Genomic DNA, 22,052 nt, shown 5'->3' on the forward strand with positions numbered 1-22,052 from the left:
CGGAGAACCATTGAGCCTGCAGGTTAATTCCATTTGAAATTTGTGTTTTATTTCAATAAAGATAGTTAGGATCTGATACGACAATAAACTCACATCTTTTGCGGGTAGAAAGTCTTACTCGTCCACTTCCCACTTCACAGTAGTATGACCGTCAGCACGGCCTAATAGTGGCGTCAAATAATCTAACGCCTCTTTAGCCAATACATCCATTTGCCAAGGTGGGTTAATTACCCACAAACCCGCAGCTGTCATACCAAACTCGTCACTGTCGGCGCTAATGCCTTGCTCAATACGCAGTTGTTTCTTAATGCCACTATTTTTGAGCAGCGTTAACATAGCTTCTGTTTGCTCACGTTTGACCACTGGATACCATAAAAGAAATGTCCCAGTTGCAAAGCGTTTGTGGGCTTTAATGATGGCTTGAGCAACATCTTGATAGTCGGTTTTCATTTCATAACTTGGGTCGATTAATATCACTCCACGACGTTCTAATGGCGGTACCGCGGCAATTAAACCCTGTAAACCATCACCTTTAATGACTTTGACTTGTTTGTCTTCAACAAAATAATCTGCCAGTAATTCATGGTCAGTACCGTGGAGTTCGTGTAACACCATACGATCTTGCGGACGAAGCTCAACATCTACTATAGCGGGTGAGCCAGGGTACACGGTTAACTCGCCATCAAACTCAGCGTTAAAGTGCTGCACAGTTTCAACATAGTTGGCCAATGCGGTGGGTAAATTAGCGTGGTCCCATAGCTTGGCAACACCCTCTAGATACTCTCCGGTTTTTTGGGCGAACTCATCGGTTAATGAGTAGGCACCCGCGCCTGCATGAGTATCGATATACACATAAGGTTTATCTTTTTTCTGCATGGCTTTTAATACTTGAATAAGCATAGAGTGCTTAAGTACATCGGCATAATTGCCTGCATGATAACCGTGGCGATAACTGAGCATGGGCATTTCCATTTACTAAATGAGACAGCAAAAACTGTGTAATAGCGACATTATAAGTTTTCTAGCGCGCGAGGTATAGGTGTTCACTGGTGATGGCTTTTGGCATAATGGCGTAGTTTCTTACATTGACATGGTAATCATCTTGTTGCAGACACCTATCTTCTTTAATCAGCAGTATCCCTCATTAGTCGATATAGCCCAGCGCTGGCAGTTGGTGTGGGACAAAGACGCCGCTTTTGAATTGCGTTTCGAGCAAAACTGCTTGAGTTTGCATAAGCGAGATGAGCCTAAGCTTGACGGCATTAGCGTTGACTTTGTGTCTGGTGCTGTGGCGCATCGACGTAAGTTTGGTGGTGGACGCGGTCAATCGATTGCTAAAGCTGTCGGGCTAAAGCAAGGCGTAACGCCCACCGTAGTTGATGGCACCGCAGGGCTTGGTCGAGATGCTTTTGTACTGGCAAGCCTAGGCTGTAAAGTGATTATGGTTGAACGTCATCCTGTAGTGGCTGCATTGCTTGAAGATGGTTTACGCCGCGCTTATGAAGACGCTGAAATAGGCGAGTGGATGCGCGATTTGATGAGCTTATTTCACGGCTCAAGTATCAGCGCGTTAGCCGACGCCGCGAAGTCGTCTGGCACCGAGATCGATGTTGTTTATCTTGATCCTATGTACCCACACCGCGAAAAATCAGCACTGGTTAAAAAAGAAATGCGCGTGTTTCAAACTCTGGTCGGCGCAGACTTAGATGCCGATGGGCTGTTAACACCCGCAATAGCACTCGCCACTAAGCGCGTGGTAGTAAAGCGTCCTGATTACGCAGAAGACTTGAATGGTGTTAAACCGAGTATGGTGTTAGCGCAGAAAAAAAACCGCTTTGATGTCTATGTAAAATCCGCGATGAAATAACGGTAGGTTTGGTGTCTTATATTCGCGACAATAAGTATACGTTTTATGGCGTTATTGCCATTTTGCTGTGGAGTACCGTCACGGCATTAATCCGCGATTTATCCGAATTATTTAGTCCCATTGCTGGTGCTGCAATGATGTATACCGTCAGTGCGTTATTTCTAATGTCGGTTATGGGAATACCCAAAATAAAAGATTACCCTAAACGATATTTATTTATCGGCGGCGGGTTATTTGTCACTTATGAAATCTGCCTCGCATTATCTTTAGGCATGGCCAATAGCCGACTTCAAGCAATGGAAATGTCGATTATTAACTACTTATGGCCTGCGCTGACGATATTGTTAAGCGTTATTATTAGTCGTAATAAAGTGAATGTTTTGATTTACCCGAGTATTTTGTTGGCATTTACAGGCGTTGCTTGGTGTATTGCTGGCGACCAGGGTATTTCACTTAGTCTGTTGTTAAGTAATATTTCGGACAACCCATTAACCTATTCTATGGCCTTTTCTGCGGCATTTATTTGGGCGATTTATTGCGTAGTCACTCAAAAAATCAGTAACGGAAAAAATGCCATTACACTGTTTTTTAGTGCGACAGCGACAACGTTATGGATACAATATTTTTTAAGTAATGAACCCAGTTTACACTTCACCTTACCATCAACTTTTACACTATTACTTGCTGGTATGGTAATCGGCACCGGTTATGCTTTGTGGAACCAAGCCATTATTGGTGGAAATATTATATTGTTAGGCACCTTGTCATATTTTACCCCAGTGTTTTCGACCATGTTTGCTTCTGTCTATTTGTCGATTTCGCTCACGGGGTCATTTTGGCAGGGCGTAGCATTGGTCACGTTAGGCTCTCTTATTTGTTTTTTAGTCACTAGAACCAAAAAACCGTCTTTATCTCATTAATATTCACATCATTAGATCATCACGAGATCACTAAAGTAGCATTACCTTATTTCCAAGAGGATTTTGATTAGGTGTAATTGCAATTGTGTTTCTTTAGCGCTAATTTGCTGCTCGCAACCGTATTTCGCAGATCACACACTAATAACGCATCACTCTATTTCACTCGGATTAACATAATGAGATTCTATTTTACTCGCATGCGATCAAAGGATATTTGTCCTCCCAGGCAACCGCTTAAGAAAATTATTTGGTCATGGATTGGCGCATTTTGTGGTATTTATTTAGTTGCAGGCTTAGCGTTTTATACGGCCGCGAATCCTATGGGGAGCATGTTTGTAATAGGGTCTTTTGGTGCTTCAGCAGTGTTGGTTTACGGTGCCCCCTTAGCGGAGTTTTCTCAGCCCCGTAATTTAATAGGTGGTAGCGTAATATCAGCGTTAATTGGTGTTGCAGTTTATCAAGTCTTTACTGATTATATCGTGCTTGCCTGCGCTTTGGCTGTATCACTATCTATTGCGTTAATGTACTTTACCAGAACCCTTCATCCGCCCGGCGGTGCCACAGCATTGATTGCTGTTATTGGTGGTGAAAACGTTCATCAGCTAGGCTTTCTTTATGCCTTAATGCCAGTTTTTTTAGGTACAGTATTACTCCTGATCGTCGCGTTAGTGGTCAATAACCTTTCCACAGACCCCAAGCGTCACTATCCTGTTTATTGGGTATAAGCGTCCGGTGCGGTAGATACTCTGTCGTGACCGCAACTCGTTTATCTCAATGATTTATTTTTGAAGTGACCTACAACATTTTCGGCTTGACCTGATGTTGCTCAATATCGTTTTTCTCCAATGAAGTTTGCTTGATCGGGATAGTGATATTAAGTGTATCACTCAGTAATCAAGCCGTGTATTTCTAGTTAACCGACTTATGTAATGTGGTGTTTCTGCCGCCACCTAAACCACATAATGCACACAACACACCAGCAATCGCACATAACCATAATGGCGCATCCCAACTGCCTGTTGAAGTGTGCAACGCGCCCGCCACCATAGGCCCAACGGCTGCCAGTAAATAGCCCACACTTTGTGACATACCAGAAAGCGATGCGGCTTGGTGCGGATCATCGGTGCGTAAACTAATAAACGATAGTCCCAAAATAAAACAGGCCCCAGAGCAAAACCCCAGCATTAGTGTCCATACAAAAGCAAAGTGAGGCATGTAAAGCAGCCCAAGTGCACTGCCTGCACTGAGTAGTGCCAAAATAAAACTTAGCGCGCTTTGATCTTTTAATTTAGCCAGTAACGGAATTAATATTAAGCCAGGAAGTGCTGTCGCAATTTGAAAGGCACCATGATACGCCCCCGCTTCAACGGCCGAGTGGCCGGTGTCGGTCAATATGCTTGGTAACCACGTAATGATGATGTAATTCAGAAATGAGTTTAGGCCTAATAACAAGCTAATTTGCCAGGCTAGTAGATAGCGCCATACACTTTTCGAGGGTGCCGATTGATGTGCAGAATAAGTTGGTTTCGTGTGTTTACCCAGCTGAGCGCTCCACACAATTAAGCTGGCAACTGTGATGATGGCTGCCGAGCCCAGTGCCAGTTGCCAGCCTAAGCCATTGAGTTGACTAAGCGGAAATACCAGAGCCGAAAACCCACCTGATACCACTCCCATCGTGAGCACGTAGGCTGAGGTCATGAGCGCAATTTTAGTGGCAAAATCTCGTTTTATCAGACTGGGTAGTAACACGTTTGCAATTGCGATACCGACGCCAATAATGGCAGTACCAATGAGTAACATGGCTGATGAGTCGACAAATCGAGCTCCAATACCGAGCAATATCAGTATTAGCGCGGCAAACAAGGCATGTTCTAATCCTTGTTTTCGGGCAAAAAAAGCCGCCATAGGTGAAACAATCGCAAAGGCAATTAGTGGCAGAGTGGTTAAAAATCCAGCTTGAGATCCGCTTAGGCCAAAGTGACTAATAATTTGCTCCAGCACAGGAGCAATGCCGGTAAAAGGCGCGCGTAAATTAGCTGCAATAAGCAAAATTCCTATGACGAGTAATGCGCCAGAGAATCGAGACTGTGGTTTAGTATTGTCAGTTTGTAACGTCATTAGCTGCTTTAGATTTCACTTAATAATGGTTGCTAGTATAAAGATTTGTCGAACGATATAATTTAGAGATAGTGACATTAAATAACGAAAAACTGACAAAATTATGTTTGAAGCAATTGGCTGGGATGAAATAAAGAATTTTGAATATATGCCGCAACCCATTATTGCCAAGATAGAGCACGCCTGTGCCAGCCATGAGATCCCTTTACACACTCACCCTAAAGGCCAGTTAATTTTAGCTTTGCATGGTTATGTTACCTGTGAGGTATCGGCAAAAATGTGGATGGTGCCAACTCATAGCGCTATCTGGATCCCTGCAAATAAAGTTCACAGTAATCGCGCCTCAGATAATGCTGAGCTCTGTCATGTATTTATTGATGGCAGCATGCAAGGAATGCCGCAAAATACCTGTACATTGGCTATTACGCCTTTAGTTAAAGAGTTGATGTGCACGCTTGCTGGTAGCGATCAGCATTATCGTGTAGACAGTAAAACCGCACGGCTTGCACAGGTACTATTTGAGCAACTCATTGAGATGCCTATTCAACATTTAGACTTTGTTCTGTCTAAAAATGTGGTGATTCAAGCGATGAGCCAGCAATTGATAAATCAGCCTAACGATAGAAAAACACTGCCGCAATGGGCCAAACAATTTGCCTTAACAGAGCGTACATTGGCGCGACTGATCACAAAAGAAACCGGGATGACATTTGGAAAATGGCGCACTCAACTGCATATCATTATTTCACTGCAAGCGCTTTCAGATAAACAGAGTGTGCAACAGGTGTCTGAGTTATTAGGCTATGAGTCGGTAAGCGCATTTATTACCATGTTTAAAAAAGTAATGAAAATATCACCGATGAAATACATGAACGAGTTAAATGCTTACTGATAATAAGTATGCACAAGTTGGCTAGGTGATTGTTATTTTGTGTTTAGCTATGTCGGTATTTATCTACATTTACAATTACTCCTTAACCAACAACGGTCGTCATACGACAACTTCAGCCGATTTTTTGAGCAAGGTTATCAATGTGTAATTTTTCAGTTGCATTAAGTGTCTTTTTTTCCGTTTTTTGCGTGATCTAGATGCCAGTTTTGTCATTTAGAAATACCTGCTAACGACAGTCATATATTATTTCTGATAATTGACCGAATGACGTCTTCTCTTATATCAATATTACCTGCTGAACAAGATAGGTAATGCGCCACTCTCGGTAATCACTGATCATTTTTATTGGAGATATCATCGTGAAACAAGTTGCATTTCGTTGGATAGATAAGTATTTAATTAACGTAAAATTACATGAAAATTTTCTTGTTCTTTTTTTTACGGCTGTGCTTGCCGTTGTTGTCATGGGTGTTTGTTTTGTCGATGCGGCATCTTCACAAAGAACAGTAGAAGCACAAAAACAAGTGGATGTGATTGCCAAATTGGCATCGGCGACTCAGCTATCTGCATCTGATTTGGCGCCCTTACTGCAAAATACAGCGATTAATATTGGCCGTAATACAGATATATCCGCACAGGTTTCAGGGCTGGACTATTCATTGAGTTATGTTGATGACACTAGTTTTCTGACTGGGTTAGGTTTATGGCACATCACTGCCATTAGCTTGAGTTTATTGTTGATGTTTGTTTGCTCTTATTATGTAAATACCTTCATCGGTGGCAGTCTATTCGATATTTATGGAGCATTGAGAAGGTTAGCCGAGGGTGACCTTGCGTCTCGCATTGGTTACACACCTGCTCGTAATGAATTTAATTTGATTGCAAGAACGGTTGATAGAGTCACAGAACGTGAACATCTGTTGGTGAAAACCACCCAGGAAGCAGTTGCTTTGATCCAACAAATTAGTGCTCAGTTACGTGTTCGTAGTGATGAAAATACTCAGTTAGCCAGCGTGCAGCAAGACCGTATTGATTCGTTAGCGAGCGCAACGGAAGAGATGGCGGTATCGATTCGAGAAGTGGCTAGCCACGCGCAAGAATCATCTACACAAATATCGCGCGCCACTGAGAAAACCACACAAGGCCAAGCTCAGATTAAAAAAACCTTGGTTGAGATTAATCAATTAGCAGGGGAAGTTCGTGGTACCTCAGTTGCTGTTGCAGAACTTGATTCTAGCGCGACTGAAATTGGTGAGGTAATAGCAACAATTAATGCCATCTCTGATCAAACCAACTTGCTCGCCCTTAATGCCGCGATTGAAGCGGCAAGAGCCGGTGAGCAGGGGCGTGGATTCTCAGTGGTTGCAGATGAAGTAAGAACCTTAGCGGGTAGAACTCAAGCTGCTACGGTTGAAATTCAAAAAATTATTGAAACGCTGCAGACCAATAGTCGTGGTGTGATGAACGTAATGGCTAAAACGGTAAAAGAAGCTGAATCAAGTGAACAGCTAATGACAAGTGCAAGTCAAAATATTAATGAAATAGCAGAGCAAAACCAGCATATTTCGGATAGAAGCTTGGAAATTGCAGCGGCTGCCGAGGAACAAGGGGCTGTGGCTGATAATATTGCCAATGATGTCGACTCTGTTAGAAGTAGCTCTATTCAAGTGATGGAGCTAGTGAATATGACGGCAAAGGAAATCGAGAGTTTGAGCCGTCAGGCAGATGTGCTGGAAGAGTTGATGAAGGATTTGATTGTTTAACGTTTATTGGGCGGTGTTATTTAGATTGGCTGCATGCATGTGTGTTGCTAATCTTACCGTGGCTGTAGTGGCCATCTAAATCTGCTCGGCGGCAATTCCGTTTCTATTTATCATTGATGAAAGAGCTGGATGTCCTCGTTTCGATAACCATTAAGACCATCAATACGACCATCAATACGACAATCAATACGATCATCAACAAAACAAAGCCTCAACATTAATGTTGAGGCTTTGTTGGTTTACAACATGCTGACTATTATTCAGTTAAAGCTAAAGACATCCATCTTAACAACCTTGCTCGATTAGAAGGTGTAACCGACATCTAAGCTCAGTGATCTTCCTGATGCAGGCACTCGTCCTGCAGGAGACACATCTAAGCCTCTAAAGTAGTATTCGTTATCAAATAGATTATTGACGGATAATCCCACTTTTAGGCCGTGATTATCTTGTTTGAAAAACTCAGTCCCAATATTGAAGTTAACCACGGTATACGCAGGCACTTCACCCGATGTACCAGATACATTCTCTGCAACTGTGTTAGCCAGGTCGGCAAATGATTTGCTGTAATAAAATGCCATTAATCCTAAATCGACATCCTTAATACTGTATAAAGCGCTGGCAGAAAGTTGATGTTTAGACACATAAGCCAATTCGTTACCGGCAAATTCTCCATCAAGTTGTTCAGTATCTAAATAGTTGTAGGCACCCGTTAGAACCAGATCTGGTAGCGACATCGGTGAGTAAGTGCCTTCTAGCTCAATACCTTGATTACGAGTTTGGCCAATATTGACGAACAGACTAACGTCACCGTCGTACTCGATTTTATTTTCAAAATCGATACGGTAAGCGGCAATACTTAAATTACTGCGTTCTGTTGGGGTAAAGCGTACGCCTGCTTCATAGTTCCAAGATAGCTCTGATTCTAGAGTTTGATCTTTAGGCCATAATTGCGAAATCTGCGGGGTTCTCAATGAGCGTTGAGCATTAGTATACGCAAACCAATTTGAACTGAACTCATAACCCAAGGTGATGCCAGGAAGCCACTCGGTTACGTGATTATCTTGGCTATAATCTTGGCCAACATTGGTGAAGGTCATGCGCACATCTTCATATCTTATGCCAGGGGTAACCGAAAGTGTGTCGTCAAAGAATCCCACTTTATTACTCACATAATAGGCCATGGCATTGGTATCCATTTGCCAGTCACGCGGACGAGTTGCTGTTTGAGTCGATTTTTCTATGTGGTTGAGTTGGTAGCTAATGTCTTCATTAATATAACGAGCGCCGGCGATAATGTGCTGACTAATATCACCATCAATAAGCAAGCTTGCTGTTGGCTCAATGCCAAACACGGTAAAGTCGCGTGGAGAGTTACGCAGATGAGTAGCATCCTGGGTGGTATCACTCCAGCTAGTACCTAAATTACCGTCGGTGTCTTTGCTTGAGTCATAAAAATCCCACTGAAAATTACGTGAACTTTTATTACCAAATACTCTGAGATCAATCTCACCATAATCGATAACTTTCGAGTCATCGAGAACATGGCTGTATTTCAATGACACTCGTTTAGTATTGGCATTAAATTCATCATTAGGGCGTAGAGATTGCTCGCGATCAGCTTCATATGCGGCGGTATTTAATGCACCTGGTAACTCAGAAAAAGCATCGTAATATTGCAGCGTGGCATCTAAGCTGTTTTGCCCATCGATATTCCATAGGGTCTTTAACATTAGGTTTTTAATGTCGGTTTCGGAGTGTTCACGAAACGATTCCCCTTTGGTGATGTTGCCATCAAAACGCATCGAAAAATCTTCATTTACTGCGCCGCCAGTGCTGATGTTGGTATCAAATAAGGTATTACTGTCACCAAAGAAGGTCATGCGTTCATTAACGCTAGTTTCCCAGTCGGTTGGGATTGACTTTGAAATGAGGTTAATCACGCCGCCAACGTTGTTAGGACCGTACTGAATCGATGCTCCGCCGCGTGCTACATCAATTCTATCTATCATGAATAAGGTGGCAGGGAATAATGACTGGCCGGTGTGCCCATATGGCGCAAGTGTCATTGGGATCCCATCGAGTAAGAGCTGGGCGTAGCCACTGCGGCTGCTGTCTAGGCCTCGTACTGATATATTAGGTAAAACCCCTGTTCCGGTTTCATCTTTAATTTTAATGCCAGGGACTTGCTGTAATGCGGTGTCAATTGACCTCGCTGCAGTACGCTCTATTTGATCAGAGGTAATGATTGAGCGGTTACCGGTATACGTTTTTAAATCTGCAACTTCAGAATTGCCTAATAAGCTCCCCGTCACCACAATGACTTCAGGTTTGGCTTCAGTCTGACTTTTGTCGTCAGCAAATGCTGCCGAGCTAGCAAAACTGGCTGCAATGGCCACAGCAATGGTGGTCAAAGTGAATCTGGACTTTTCAGTTAACATGCATATTCCCTATGTTTCGTTTGGTCTGTTTTAAAGTGATAAGTTGGCTGTAAACGTGTTAAAGACTATTCCCCCGATCTTCAGTAATCTCGATCGTCAGCAATCAAAGATGCTTTGGTGTAAACAAGTGCGATGTTTAAGCGTTTTATCGATGGCGCAATATGGAGTGTTTTTTGGCGGGGGGAGAAAGGGCTGAATTTACGATTCCAAAAATAGTGTCTTGGTTACTTGGTGCTAACTTCAATGAGCTGGAGGTAAACATAATGGTCAAAACATATTTTTGGTATTGATTTTGATAATTATTCTCATTTGAGCTGTGGCCGTCAAGGTATACACCAGTACTTATGGTGTTATTACTGTAGAACTCTCTGTTTCAATAAAGTTATTAAGGTATATTTTTTAATTTAATCAATGTGATGGGGTGTTTTTTATTGGTTACTTTTATGAATGTAAACTTTTAGTAAATAGTCAGTCAGTGTGAACTTGCCGTACTAAATGTCATTGATAGCAGGGCAATTCACTCATACTTGTTTTTATCCTAAATAGAGGGGATTCTCTTCGGCCTGTGTTTTAATAAATAATTGTATTTAAAGGTTATTAAATATTGAGGCTACAATTATTGTATTTGCTGTGACCTAAATCAATAACCTGTAAATGTAATGTATAACAACACGGTCGTTTTCGCTCTCCTTGTGTACTATTTGGATATATCAATAGATTAAAATGTTATAGCTGCTAATGAGATTTATTGATGAATACTTGTGCAAAATTTTGGCGTTCTGATATCGTTCGCGAAATAGAGCATAGGGTTGTGTACCAAGAAATTTTGCCGCAATAACCGCTCTGAAACTTGCATATTAACGCTGTATTTTTTAGGTAGCCTATTATGGTTAGCTTACTGAGTTGTCGTACTTCGGTCTCATCTCACACTGTAAAAAAAGCGCTAACGCGTTTGTCGTTAGCCATGGCCGCAGGGCTTTGTTTTAATCTTGCTGCACAAGAACCCACTCCGCCTATTATTACACCCACATCGCCAAGTGTGACTATACCGCTGCAAACTTATGCAGATGAACAATCGACCGTTAAATCAGCTAATAATCTGAATACAGAAACCAAAGTACGTTTTGCCAAAACAGCTAACTTTGATTCTGATTCTGTGGTTAAGATTGCCCGCCGATTAGCGCAAAAACCGTATGTGGAACTTAAAGACCCATTACCGCCTGGGTTGGCTAAAATTTCCTACGATGAATATCGCGACATTCGCTTTAAGCCAGAAGCTTCTATTTGGAAAGCTGAAGGTTTACCGTATCAAATGCAGCTCTTTCATCGGGGTTTTTATTTCCAAGACTTGATTGAAATTGCCCTAGTTGAAGGTAAGCAAGCTAACCATTTAGCCTATAACTCAGAGTTCTTTACTGCAGGTGATGTGTTAAGTCAGCGTTTACCGACCCAAGATATTGGCTATTCTGGTTTACGCATCCATTATCCACTCAATAACCCTGCGTATTTTGATGAGCTTATGGTATTCCAAGGAGCGAGTTATTTCCGTGCTTTGGGTAAAGGCAGCGATTACGGCTTGTCTTCAAGGGGCTTAGCATTAAATACCGCTGAACCAGAAGGCGAAGAGTTCCCTATATTTCGTGCCTTTTGGGTTGAACGCCCAAACACCGACAGCAACTTAATTGTGGTGCACGCCTTGCTAGACAGCCCTAGCGTATCAGGAGCATATCGATTTTCTGTTAGACCCGGCGATAACACCCATATCGATGTGGAAGCGACCTTATTTCCACGCGTGGATTTAGTTAAAGTTGGCTTAGCGCCTAGCACCAGTATGTTTTTACATTCAATGAATGGTCGCCAAAACACCGATGATTTTAGACCCGAAGTGCATGATTCTGATGCGCTATTGATCTTAAATGGTCGCGGTGAACGTTTATGGCGTCCGCTAGCTAATCCAAAGCAATTGCAAGTCAGTGCCTTTATGGACAACTCGCCTCAAGGGTTTGGCTTAATTCAGCGTGAACGTAGTTTTGATGCGTATCAAGATCTCGAAGCCCATTATGAGCGTCGCCCAAGTTTATGGGTTGAACCGGTCGGAAATTGGGGCGCGGGTGAGGTGGTGTTAACCGAAATTCCAACAGACTCTGAAATTCATGACAACATCGTCAGTTACTGGAAACCTAAACAACCTATCGCAGCCGGTAGCGAGTTTCATTTTACTTATCGGTTAATTTGGGGCAGCGAGCCCGAAGTTGATGATGGCACTGTGATTGTGGCCCGTACCGCCAGTGGCCGGGCTGAGATTGCTAAAGCCACACCGAGACGCTTGTTTGTTATCGACTATCAAGTTAAAGAAGGTAATAACGACGAAATCCCGATCGCCAAAGTGCAGAGTTCTGCTGGGGCAGTAACCAATGTGGTGGTGTCTCGTCAGCCTAAAACCAATGGCTATCGTTTGGCGTTTGAAATGGATCCACAAGATGCTGAATTGATCGAGCTACGTGCTGAGCTGAAGTTTACTGGCCCACGCGATGTCGAAACTTGGCTTTATCGTTGGACGCTTTAAGCATGAACATGATGCAGCCTGATGCTGATATTAGTGCCGTCGACCCTATGTTGGTCGGTGGTGCAGCAATGCCGTTAGAGCGACCAGGCCCAATGGAACCGCAAAGTTTACGTGCGTTGTCCGAAGGCATGCCACGTAAAAGTATTATTGCCAATGGCGTAAAGTCAGACGGATTACGCCGTCTGTTAGTGGTTGGCAGCGCTTTTATCATGTCAGTTATGGCTATTTACGAGATGGTATCGGTGTTTAATGTCGGTGGAGTCACGCCACTTGAATACATCGTTTTAGTGTTGTTTGCGGTTAACTTTTGCTGGATTGCATTGGCATTTAGCGGCGGTATAGCCGGCTTTATTATGCTACTCAAAAAGCCCACGACAGAAACTGCCGAAAGCATAAAGCTGCATACCCGCACCGCGATATTAATGCCGACATATAACGAATCACCTGATCGCGTTTTTGCTGCAGTTGAAGTGATGGCGATGGCATTGGTTGCATCCGGCGAAAGCCATGCGTTTGACTGGTTTATATTAAGCGACACTACCGACCCAGATATTGCGTTGGCAGAAGAGCAGGCATTTTTAATATTGCGTCACCAAGTGAGCAAAGATGCGCGGGTGTATTACCGCCGTCGGCGTAAAAATGATGCCCGCAAAGCCGGTAATGTGGCCGACTTTTGTAAACGCTGGGGCGCTCGATACGACCATTTGTTGGTGCTAGACGCCGACAGTTTAATGGAAACCCACACTATCGTTAGTTTGGCGAGACGGATGCAAGCAGACCCTGATGCCGGGCTTATCCAAACTATTCCGTATTTAATCAATGGCAATACCTTAATGGCGCGACTACAGCAATTTGCTGCGCGAATTTATGGTCCGGTAATTGGTACAGGTTTATCTTGGTGGACCCACAAAGAAGGTAACTTTTGGGGCCACAATGCCATTATCCGCACCCAAGCTTTTATGAGCGCAGCAGGGTTACCCAACCTTGCAGGTAGACCGCCATTTGGTGGTCATATTATGAGCCACGACTTTGTTGAGGCCGCGCTCATTCGACGTGCTGGTTGGAGCGTGGTCATTGCCGCAGACCTTCCAGGGTCTTATGAAGAATGCCCACCGTCTATTGTCGATTTAGCGGTGCGCGATCGCCGTTGGTGCCAAGGTAATTTACAACACTCACGAGTGTTGTTTAGTAAAGGATTACATTGGGTTAGCCGCTTACATTTACTCACGGGGATAATGGCTTATTTGTCATCGCCTTTTTGGTTAATGTTAATTTTGTCGGGTTTAATGCTGGCATTACAAGCACACTTTATTCGCCCAGAGTATTTTACCGACCAGTTTTCACTATTTCCCACTTGGCCAGTAATGGACTCAGACCGCGCACTACGGTTGTTTTATATCACCATGGGCATATTGTTTGGTCCTAAAATCCTTGGGATCATATTGTTACTGAAAAATAACATCATGAGCAAACAGTTGGGTGGCAGAGGCAAAGCCATTATTAGCGTGGTAGTTGAAGTGATATTGTCGGCACTGATTGCGCCAATAATGATGCTTATCCACTGCGGTGCGGTGATGTCTATTTTAGCCGGACGCGACAGCGGTTGGGCGCCACAACGACGTGACGACGGCAGTTTACCTTGGCTAACCCTGATTTATCGTCATCGTTGGCACATGTTAATTGGTGCGTTATTAGGTTACGCCGCAGTGCTTGATTCGCTTACCTTGTTGGCGTGGATGAGCCCAGCGCTAATTGGTTTGTGGCTTGCGGTACCACTTTCTGCCATGACAGGCTCAGAGCGATTTGGCTTATGGGTCAAGCACCTAAAAATATTGGCAACCCCGGAAGAGGTGTGTGCGCCGAAGCTTAGCCTGGATTCACAACAACGCCGTAACGAATACGTTAACGCGATTGCAGAGCCGTGGACCTTATCAAGGCTATTGAAAGACTCAGAGCTAATGGATTTACATTTAGCCATTATTGACAAAAAGCCGCATCGTTTGCCAGGTTCAGCGGTTGAATCACTCGAAGCCATTACTCGGGTTAAAGTACAAGAAGCACAATGCCAGCATGACATTGTAAAGCTGTTTACCCGTCAAGAATTGGCATATTTACTGGGCAATCCTTTACTGCTAAAACAATTACAAAAGCTCCCTGAGGAGTTTGTTATCGAGGGCTTAGTGTCTTTTTGTTAGGTGGGTTTCATTTATTGTAGATGTGCAAAAGCCCTGTCGGTTTATATCGACAGGGCTTTTGTGTTAAAGGGGCTTATTCCAGCACAGTGCGCACATAAGCTTACAATCACAATAGCGGATTATGTGATCGCCATAGATTGTTAGCTGGGCACTTATCAGCCATAATTTTAAACACTGACGTTAACTTGAAACGTCAATTTGTGGCGTTAATCCGTGACGTTAACCCATATCCATAATCATTTACTTATCAATGGCGTGCATTCATACCTCTTATGGCTTTAGAACATTCGTCTAGCAGTACTAATTCTTGTTCACGCAGTCGTGATAGATTGTCGTGGCTTCGATGTACCTTGCGCCGCAGCCAGCAAGAGGCGGTTGCATCGTCAACCATGACGGCCACCAGTGATAACTTTTTTAATGCTTATGCCATATTCTTAGGGGCTAGTTTAGGCCAAATGGGTTGGGTAACTGGCTTACCTCAGTTGTTTGGCTCACTGGCGCAACTGTTGTCTGTGTGGTTAGCAAGCCACTTTAGTCGTCGGCAATTTATAGTGGCATGTGCAGTGTTACAAGCCGTAGTTGTGTTAGGTATGGGCGCGTTAGCGGCATTTAGACCTGATAATGCAGTGTGGTTATTTATTGGCTTAGCGGTGTTGTATCAAGGGTTTATCAATCTTATTCAGCCGCATTGGCGTGCCTGGATGGGCATGATTGTACCGCAGCGCCGCCGAGGAGCCTTTTTTGCTTCACGTACTCGATTAACTATGATGGCCTCGCTGAGTGTGTTCTTTGTCGGTGGCGGTATTTTAACCTTAACCGACTCAATAGAAATGGCATGGTTGGGTTTTAGTTTACTGTTTTCGATTGCGGCAATGGGCCGGTTTACTTCAGCTTGGTTATTACTGCAAATGCACGACCCCGAACCTAGGCTCGCCAAAGCGTCTGGGGTGTTTAAACAAACATTTGGTAATTTTCGTGAAGCCTGGAAAGACAAAACCTTCCGCCATTACAGTTTATTTGTTGCGGGTATGCAGTGCATGGTCGCCATTTCGGCACCATTTTTTGCGGTATACATGCTGGAAGATTTGCATTTTACCTATTTTGAATTTGTGCTTTCCAGCGTAGCGTCTATTGTTACGCAGTTTATTACTTTGCGATTTTGGGGCCGATTCAGCGACCTATACGGTAATAGGTTAGTGATGATCATCACCAGCTGCTTAATACCCAGCTTGCCGTTATTGTGGCTATTTTCCGACAACTATCTTTATATATTGGCGATTCAAGCCTTTTCCGGTTTAGCCTGGAGCGGCTTTACCTTAAGTACTGCCAATTACCTCTACGATATTCGACCTTTTCGCAGTGACTTTGCTATTTATGCCGCATTACAGGCAGCATTGAGCGCCGGGTTTGTGTTTGTTGGCGCGATGGTGGGGGGCGTCATTGCCTCGTATGCAGCAGAGTTTTTAATCTGGACAGGTTTAAACGCTTGGTTAACCAACCCCATATTTTTGGTGTTTATGGTATCAACCACCATGCGATCGCTGGTGGCATTATGGTTTATTCCGCGCTCAGTTGAACCCAAAGCACGCCCAAGGCCGCAATTACTGACACTTATTTTCCGCATCCGTGGTTTTAATGCCATATCGGGTGTGAGTTTAGATTGGTTAACCGTTGCTAAGAAAAAGCGTTCTAAAAATAAAGACTAAGAAAGGATAACTAACAATACTATTCTAGGCGGTAATCAAAAAACTTACGTTTATCTGGCCCAGAAGCATTAGCGCTAATTTTGTTGGGGTGTTTATATTCATCCCAACTGGCCACATTACGGCCCATATTTAACTGTGGAAAGTTCAGTTGCGGAAAGTTAAGCTGTGGAAAGCTCAGCTGCGGAAAGTTTTGCGGCTGAGATTGAAGTTGTGGATATTGAAGCTGCCTAAATTCAGCCGTATCGGGCTTTGGTAAATTGATAAATTGCAGCAATTTAGCAAAGCTTCCTGTCACACTTATATCAATGGTAATAAAGTCATCTCGCCCTGCAAAATAACTCATTACTTGTTGCTGGTGGCGCTGATAACAGGCCGTTAAATGCGCTTCATCAAACACATCCTCAACCTGCCATATATCAAAGCTATGATTAAAGCTACGCTTCATTACTGGATGAAAGCGACCCGTATCTTTATCTAAATGTACTAGCATTCTGCCCAGTAACATTTGCATCGACGGCAACCACTTATCTAACGGCCTATCTAAATAGACAAACTTAGCGTTGGGAAATAACTTATCTAATTGCTGATAATCACTAAAACACGGCGCATCAGATACCGCATCGGCCAACATAAACGCCTGCTTAGTAAAGGCTTGGTGGGCAACCGTTAATCCTTGTTCAAGCAACGCCACACTCACACTGGTGGTGCCCGTACGCGGCAGGCCAATAATAAACACTTTATTTGCCAACTTGTTCGTCAAAGTGGGTTTAGGCTTAGCGGCTTGTGGCGTTGTCGATACTTCAGTCTGCTTGGATGTCATTAATTACAGTCGCATTGAGTTATAAAAATTGAAGGTTATTGAATCAGTAAATGATTATACCGAAATGCCAGCCAAGGTGTTATTGCGCTTGCTAGTCGGATCCATGAGGCAATTAACCATCCTATTCGCCTCATTTGGTGAGGCGAATAAATTGCTATTTGCCTCATATGGTGAGTAGAATAGGTTAGTGTTTGCATCAAGCAGTATTTTAGTCAGCTAAACAGGGGTTAATATGTGGATTTGGCAACAGCAAGAATGGCCAGAGTTTGTATGGGATAATGCTCGTATAAGTGCACTATTGAGGCAAATTCAATTTAACCAGGGTTTGCTGCTGGGTAAAATAGGTTCTGAATCCGCTAGTCAATGGACACTCGATACCATGCTGGCCAATATCGTTTATTCAAGTGCTATTGAAGGAGAAAAGCTTAACGCATTTTCTGTACGTTCCTCTTTGGCGAATAAGCTTGGCGTGAGTGAAGAAAAACCTTATCCCACCACAACGCAAACTGATGGTTTAGCAGATATCACCTTAGATGCGCTACAAAACTGGCAACATCCGCTGAGTTTAACGCGGATTCTAGGTTGGTATTCAATGTTATTTCCAGAAAACCAAACGGGATTTAATCCTGTTATTGGCGGTAAGCTACGCGGCGATGAGCCTATGCATGTGGTATCGGGGCGTTTAGACAAACCGACAGCCCATTTTGAAGCGCCTCCTCGAGGTACGCTAGACCAAAGTTTAACGCAGTTTATTGAGTGGTTTAATCAATCACGAAAACAGGCAGATCTTGATCCGCTAGTACGAGCAGCCATCACTCATTTGTGGTTTGTCACCTTGCACCCGCTTGATGATGGTAATGGACGTATAACGCGTTTACTCACCGACTTAGCGCTCGCGCAAGCTGAGCATCGTTCTATTCATTTTTACACAATGTCAGTTAGTATTCTTGAGCGACGCAAAGCCTATTACGCAATATTAGAGTCTACCCAGCAAGGTGGCTTAGATATCACACCTTGGCTGCTGTGGTTTTTAGACACCTTAAATGACGCTATTCAACACACGCTCAATAGCATTGAGCAAACTACTGCTAAAACCCAATTTTGGCGTCGAGTGGACCAACGCTTACTCACTCCAGCGTTAACCACAGAACAAGTGAAAGTGCTAAATAGATTACTTGATGGTGACTTTAATGATGGGATCAGTAGTAGCCAGTATCAAAAAGTCGCTAAAGTCAGCCGCGCCACCGCCACCCGACATTTAGCTCAACTTGTGGATCAACAGTGTTTAGCCAAAACTGGCGCGGGCGGCAGAAGCACAAGGTATGTGTTGGTGCGCTAATTTAATCGTTGTTCTGTAAGCATTTTATTGATAAATAATATTATTCTTAGTCGTAATATGCACTTATTGCTATGGTATATTCTTAGTCGTAATATGCACTTATTGCTATGGTATATTCTTAGTGTTTTCACTTTCAAAAGGCCTATCCGACATGGAACAAGTTGGTATTTATGAAAAGCTTATTACTCAACTAATAGATAAAAGCATCAATCGTGATGTGTTCTATTTAGGTGAACGGCCATTAGAAAGCGCGGAGGCCAGTGTTTGGCTGTCGAGGTTTTTGAGCAAGATTATCGAGTGTGCCATAGGTGCAATTCCCAGCGGAGACAATCAACTTACCGAGCAAATCGGCTTAGCAAATAAGTTAGTGCTTTGGTTAAAAGATCATGTTCAAGATGATCAATTGATCACTGAAAACTTGCTCGATAGTAAAGGCCGTATATTGACGGCACTATTTGATAAAACAAATCCTATAGCTACAGACTTCCCAGCGTTTACTAAAGCTATCTACCCGCTAACAGGGTTAAGCCAAAGCGAGCTTTTTTGTGGTAGCAATGCCGGAATTTCTTTAGATACCGAATTAAAGCGCGAGATCCGCTCAGCAGACAAAATTTATTGGTTAGTGTCTTTTATTAAGTGGGCTGGCATTCGCATTTTTAAAAATGAACTTGAAGAGTTCACTCGAAGCGGCAAAACGCTGCGGATCATTACGACATCTTATATGGGGGCGACCGATGCTAAAGCAGTCGAGTTTTTAGCAAGCCTGCCAAATACTGAAGTTAAATTGAGTTACAACACTAAGCGCGAGCGTTTGCATGCGAAATCTTATTTGTTTTTGCGCAATACAGGATTTCATACCGGTTATATTGGGTCATCGAATTTATCGCATTCTGCGTTGACCAGTGGTCTTGAATGGAATTTAAAAATAACCACCCAAGAAATTCCTCATATAATCGATAAATCCCTCAACACCTTTGAGTCATATTGGCAATCCAGTGAATTTGAATTATTTGATGGCAATATTGAAGCTAAAAACAAACTTCATGAAGCATTGCGTGAGGCTAAAGGTAGTTATAGCGAAAGCAGCACCTTTCATTTTGATATAAAACCTTTTGCACATCAGCGAGAGATTCTTGAGCAGTTAAATGTTGAGCGTAGTATTCATCAGCGGTATAAAAATCTAGTAGTTGCAGCTACGGGCACTGGTAAAACGCTTATTTCAGCGTTTGATTTTGCCCGTTTTTATAAACTGCATCCAGAAGCTAATTTCTTATTCGTGGCTCATCGACAAGAAATTCTTAAGCAAGCATTGTCTGCGTACCGTGGTGTATTGAAGAATAATCAGTTTGGTGAATTGTGGGTTGCTGAGCACAAGCCTAATAGCTACCGGTATTTGTTTGCTTCGATACAAAGCTTAAACCTGCAATTATCAAGCTTACCGCTCACCACTGATTTTTATGATTATATTGTGATAGATGAAGTTCATCACATTGCAGCCAGTAGTTATCGAGGATTATTAGCGCATTTCTCACCCAAGATTTTATTGGGGTTAACAGCCACGCCAGAGCGTCATGATGGGCAAAACATTCTGGATGACTTTTGTGGCGTAATAGCTGCAGAAATTCGTTTGCCCGAAGCAATCAATCAGCGCTATTTATGTCCTTTCCAATACTTTGCTATTGATGATGATACCGACCTTCGCAAAATTAAATGGCATCAAGGGCGATATGATATTGCAGAGCTAAGTCATTTATATACTCATAATGAACAAAGAGTTGTGCGCATTATTAGAAGCCTTAATGACACGGTCACTGACATTCGTCAGATAAAAGCTTTGGCGTTTTGTGTCAGCAAAGAACATGCAGAATACATGGCGAAGAAGTTCAACTTAGCCGGTATTAGTGCGGATGTGCTCACCAGTGATAATAGTCATGAGCGGCAACAAAAACGCCAGAGTTTAATCAGCGGTCATGTACACATTTTGTGTGTGGTGGATATTTTTAATGAAGGTGTCGATATTCCAGACGTTGATACATTATTGTTTTTACGTCCAACCGAAAGCTTAACCATTTTTTTACAGCAGCTAGGACGAGGATTGCGTCTAACCGATGATAAACAGTGCTGTACAGTATTGGATTTTGTGGGTAATTCTCGTGATGAATACGACTTTTCACAAAAGTTTCGCGCGCTGGTTGGTAAAACGAATCAATCGATTAAAGATGAGATAACCAATGACTTTCCTCATTTGCCATTAGGTTGTCGAATCGAGTTAGAAGAACAGACTCAGGCAATGATTTTACGAAATATTAGCCGTGCAACGATGAATGTTAGCAGGTTGCGACAGCTGATCAATAATTTCGAGCACCAAAGTACGCTTACCTTAAGCTTGGTTAATTTTTTACGTTTTAACCCAAATGTTAATTTAGAAGATATTTATAAGCTAAAAATGAGTTGGCTAGAACTCGTTGAGAGCGCAAATAGAAATCAAATAAATGAGCCAAATTTAGATACGAGTCTGGCTAAAGCCTACTATCGCGCGATAAATAATCATTTGTTCGCTTGCAGTTCTATCTCATATTTACAGTTTTTAAAGCAGCTAATTATCGATAATTTCAGCTTCGACGATACCAATGCAACTCAGCGCCAATTTGCATTAGCGTGCCATTATAACTTTTGGGATAAGTCGGGTGCCGAGCTAGGTTTTGCCAGCCTTAAGCAAAGTGTTGCGGCATTGAGACATGCTCGATTACAAGCTGAACTCCTTGATGTCATATCGTTACTTATTGAGCGTATACATCATAATGAACTTGAAATGCATATACCTGCAATATCTTCTTTAAAAGTGCATTCAAGATATACCAGGGAGCAAATACTCGCTGCTAGTGGCGCAAGTTCTTTTGACAGAAAATCAACCGCAAGAGAAGGCGTTTTAGTCCTTAACGAACTTAATGTTGAATTACTGTTTGTGACCTTGAAAAAGTCAGTCAAACAATTTTCACCAACCACCATGTACCATGATTACGCGATCAATGAATCGCTATTCCATTGGCAATCTCAAAATAGCGCAAGACCCGAATATGGCAGAGGCTTAGGCTATATAGATCATGAAAAAGAGGGCCGTAAATTGATTTTGTTTGTGCGCGAGCAAGCAAAAGATGAAAACGGCCGCACCATGGGTTTTGTCAATTTTGGTCTTGTGAAATATGTTAAACACTCAGGTTCACAACCGATGAATATAACCTGGAAGTTAATGACGCCTATGCCAGACGCTATGTGGCATGAAGCCGCGAAATTAGCGGTAGGATAAGCTAACCTTATCGTCCTCTTCTACTGTTGAAAATAGGATGTTTTCGTCAAGCTCCATGGATAGGTTTACGGTGTATCGTTTTAGGAAACATGTTGATAATTGGGATATTTCGTATTAATAA

14 protein-coding genes are annotated in these 22,052 nt (G+C 42.8%); 10 read left to right on the forward strand and 4 right to left on the reverse strand.

Annotated features, from left to right (window positions below; all coding sequences use genetic code 11):
* Positions 1-114: 114 nt before the first annotated feature.
* A complete protein-coding gene (locus AAEY99_RS03560; protein WP_351009201.1) occupies positions 115-960 on the reverse strand; it encodes a 23S rRNA (adenine(2030)-N(6))-methyltransferase RlmJ in 846 nt (281 codons plus the stop codon).
* A gap of 130 nt (positions 961-1,090) precedes the next feature.
* Between AAEY99_RS03560 and AAEY99_RS03565 the strand changes: the two genes are divergently transcribed.
* From AAEY99_RS03565 to AAEY99_RS03575, 3 genes are all read left to right on the forward strand, one after another.
* Positions 1,091-1,867 (forward strand): class I SAM-dependent methyltransferase, encoded by a 777-nt coding sequence (locus AAEY99_RS03565; protein ID WP_182744085.1) that lies wholly within the window; start codon positions 1,091-1,093, stop codon positions 1,865-1,867.
* 11 nt (positions 1,868-1,878) lie between these two features.
* Positions 1,879-2,787: an aromatic amino acid DMT transporter YddG gene (gene yddG, locus AAEY99_RS03570; RefSeq protein ID WP_351009204.1), complete on the forward strand. Its 909-nt coding sequence runs from the start codon at positions 1,879-1,881 to the stop codon at positions 2,785-2,787.
* Positions 2,788-2,963: 176 nt separating this feature from the next.
* Positions 2,964-3,512, forward strand: a complete 549-nt coding sequence (locus tag AAEY99_RS03575; RefSeq protein WP_101088546.1) for an HPP family protein — start codon at positions 2,964-2,966, stop codon at positions 3,510-3,512.
* 184 nt (positions 3,513-3,696) lie between these two features.
* Here the strand turns inward: AAEY99_RS03575 and AAEY99_RS03580 are convergent, their stop codons facing one another.
* On the reverse strand, positions 3,697-4,905 hold the full coding sequence (locus AAEY99_RS03580; protein WP_182744062.1) for an MFS transporter: 1,209 nt from the start codon (positions 4,903-4,905) through the stop codon (positions 3,697-3,699).
* Positions 4,906-5,008: 103 nt separating this feature from the next.
* Here AAEY99_RS03580 and AAEY99_RS03585 point away from each other — a divergent pair, with 103 nt between their 5' ends.
* Together AAEY99_RS03585 and AAEY99_RS03590 are read left to right on the forward strand one after the other, a co-directional pair.
* A complete protein-coding gene (locus AAEY99_RS03585) occupies positions 5,009-5,797 on the forward strand; it encodes an AraC family transcriptional regulator (RefSeq protein ID WP_162024111.1) in 789 nt (262 codons plus the stop codon).
* A gap of 359 nt (positions 5,798-6,156) precedes the next feature.
* A complete protein-coding gene (locus AAEY99_RS03590; protein WP_162024110.1) occupies positions 6,157-7,560 on the forward strand; it encodes a methyl-accepting chemotaxis protein in 1,404 nt (467 codons plus the stop codon).
* A gap of 302 nt (positions 7,561-7,862) precedes the next feature.
* Here AAEY99_RS03590 and AAEY99_RS03595 read toward each other — a convergent pair whose 3' ends face one another.
* Positions 7,863-9,998 (reverse strand): TonB-dependent receptor family protein, encoded by a 2,136-nt coding sequence (locus AAEY99_RS03595; RefSeq protein WP_351009208.1) that lies wholly within the window; start codon positions 9,996-9,998, stop codon positions 7,863-7,865.
* An 886-nt stretch (positions 9,999-10,884) separates the two neighbouring features.
* On the opposite strand from AAEY99_RS03595, the gene AAEY99_RS03600 reads away from it, so the two are divergent.
* From AAEY99_RS03600 to AAEY99_RS03610, 3 genes are all read left to right on the forward strand, one after another.
* On the forward strand, positions 10,885-12,564 hold the full coding sequence (locus AAEY99_RS03600) for a glucan biosynthesis protein G (protein ID WP_351009210.1): 1,680 nt from the start codon (positions 10,885-10,887) through the stop codon (positions 12,562-12,564).
* Between the two features lie 11 nt (positions 12,565-12,575).
* Positions 12,576-14,759 (forward strand): glucans biosynthesis glucosyltransferase MdoH, encoded by a 2,184-nt coding sequence (gene mdoH, locus AAEY99_RS03605; protein WP_192116256.1) that lies wholly within the window; start codon positions 12,576-12,578, stop codon positions 14,757-14,759.
* 272 nt (positions 14,760-15,031) lie between these two features.
* Positions 15,032-16,465, forward strand: coding sequence for an MFS transporter (locus AAEY99_RS03610; RefSeq protein ID WP_351009212.1), 1,434 nt, complete (start codon positions 15,032-15,034; stop codon positions 16,463-16,465).
* 19 nt (positions 16,466-16,484) lie between these two features.
* Here the strand turns inward: AAEY99_RS03610 and AAEY99_RS03615 are convergent, their stop codons facing one another.
* Positions 16,485-17,285 carry a sulfotransferase family protein gene (locus AAEY99_RS03615; RefSeq protein WP_351009214.1) on the reverse strand — a complete coding sequence of 267 codons (801 nt, stop codon included), beginning with the start codon at positions 17,283-17,285 and terminating at the stop codon, positions 16,485-16,487.
* A gap of 232 nt (positions 17,286-17,517) precedes the next feature.
* Between AAEY99_RS03615 and AAEY99_RS03620 the strand changes: the two genes are divergently transcribed.
* Both AAEY99_RS03620 and AAEY99_RS03625 read left to right on the forward strand, forming a co-directional pair.
* Positions 17,518-18,624, forward strand: a complete 1,107-nt coding sequence (locus tag AAEY99_RS03620) for a Fic family protein (protein ID WP_351009217.1) — start codon at positions 17,518-17,520, stop codon at positions 18,622-18,624.
* A 151-nt stretch (positions 18,625-18,775) separates the two neighbouring features.
* Positions 18,776-21,931: a DUF3427 domain-containing protein gene (locus tag AAEY99_RS03625; protein ID WP_351009249.1), complete on the forward strand. Its 3,156-nt coding sequence runs from the start codon at positions 18,776-18,778 to the stop codon at positions 21,929-21,931.
* Positions 21,932-22,052 lie beyond the last annotated feature (121 nt).

This window comes from Shewanella sp. S1-58-MNA-CIBAN-0166 (assembly GCF_040310085.1).
GTDB lineage: Bacteria > Pseudomonadota > Gammaproteobacteria > Enterobacterales > Shewanellaceae > Shewanella.

Coding starts and splice junctions, on each gene's coding strand:
- AAEY99_RS03610 (WP_351009212.1), top strand. CDS start 15,032: ATGGCTTTAGAACATTCGTCTAGCAGTACTAATTCTTGTTCACGCAGT.
- AAEY99_RS03625 (WP_351009249.1), top strand. CDS start 18,776: ATGGAACAAGTTGGTATTTATGAAAAGCTTATTACTCAACTAATAGAT.
- AAEY99_RS03575 (WP_101088546.1), top strand. CDS start 2,964: ATGAGATTCTATTTTACTCGCATGCGATCAAAGGATATTTGTCCTCCC.
- AAEY99_RS03595 (WP_351009208.1), bottom strand. CDS start 9,998: ATGTTAACTGAAAAGTCCAGATTCACTTTGACCACCATTGCTGTGGCC.
- AAEY99_RS03615 (WP_351009214.1), bottom strand. CDS start 17,285: ATGACATCCAAGCAGACTGAAGTATCGACAACGCCACAAGCCGCTAAG.
- AAEY99_RS03600 (WP_351009210.1), top strand. CDS start 10,885: ATGGTTAGCTTACTGAGTTGTCGTACTTCGGTCTCATCTCACACTGTA.
- AAEY99_RS03580 (WP_182744062.1), bottom strand. CDS start 4,905: ATGACGTTACAAACTGACAATACTAAACCACAGTCTCGATTCTCTGGC.
- mdoH (WP_192116256.1), top strand. CDS start 12,576: ATGCAGCCTGATGCTGATATTAGTGCCGTCGACCCTATGTTGGTCGGT.
- AAEY99_RS03585 (WP_162024111.1), top strand. CDS start 5,009: ATGTTTGAAGCAATTGGCTGGGATGAAATAAAGAATTTTGAATATATG.
- AAEY99_RS03560 (WP_351009201.1), bottom strand. CDS start 960: ATGCTCAGTTATCGCCACGGTTATCATGCAGGCAATTATGCCGATGTA.
- AAEY99_RS03620 (WP_351009217.1), top strand. CDS start 17,518: ATGTGGATTTGGCAACAGCAAGAATGGCCAGAGTTTGTATGGGATAAT.
- AAEY99_RS03565 (WP_182744085.1), top strand. CDS start 1,091: ATGGTAATCATCTTGTTGCAGACACCTATCTTCTTTAATCAGCAGTAT.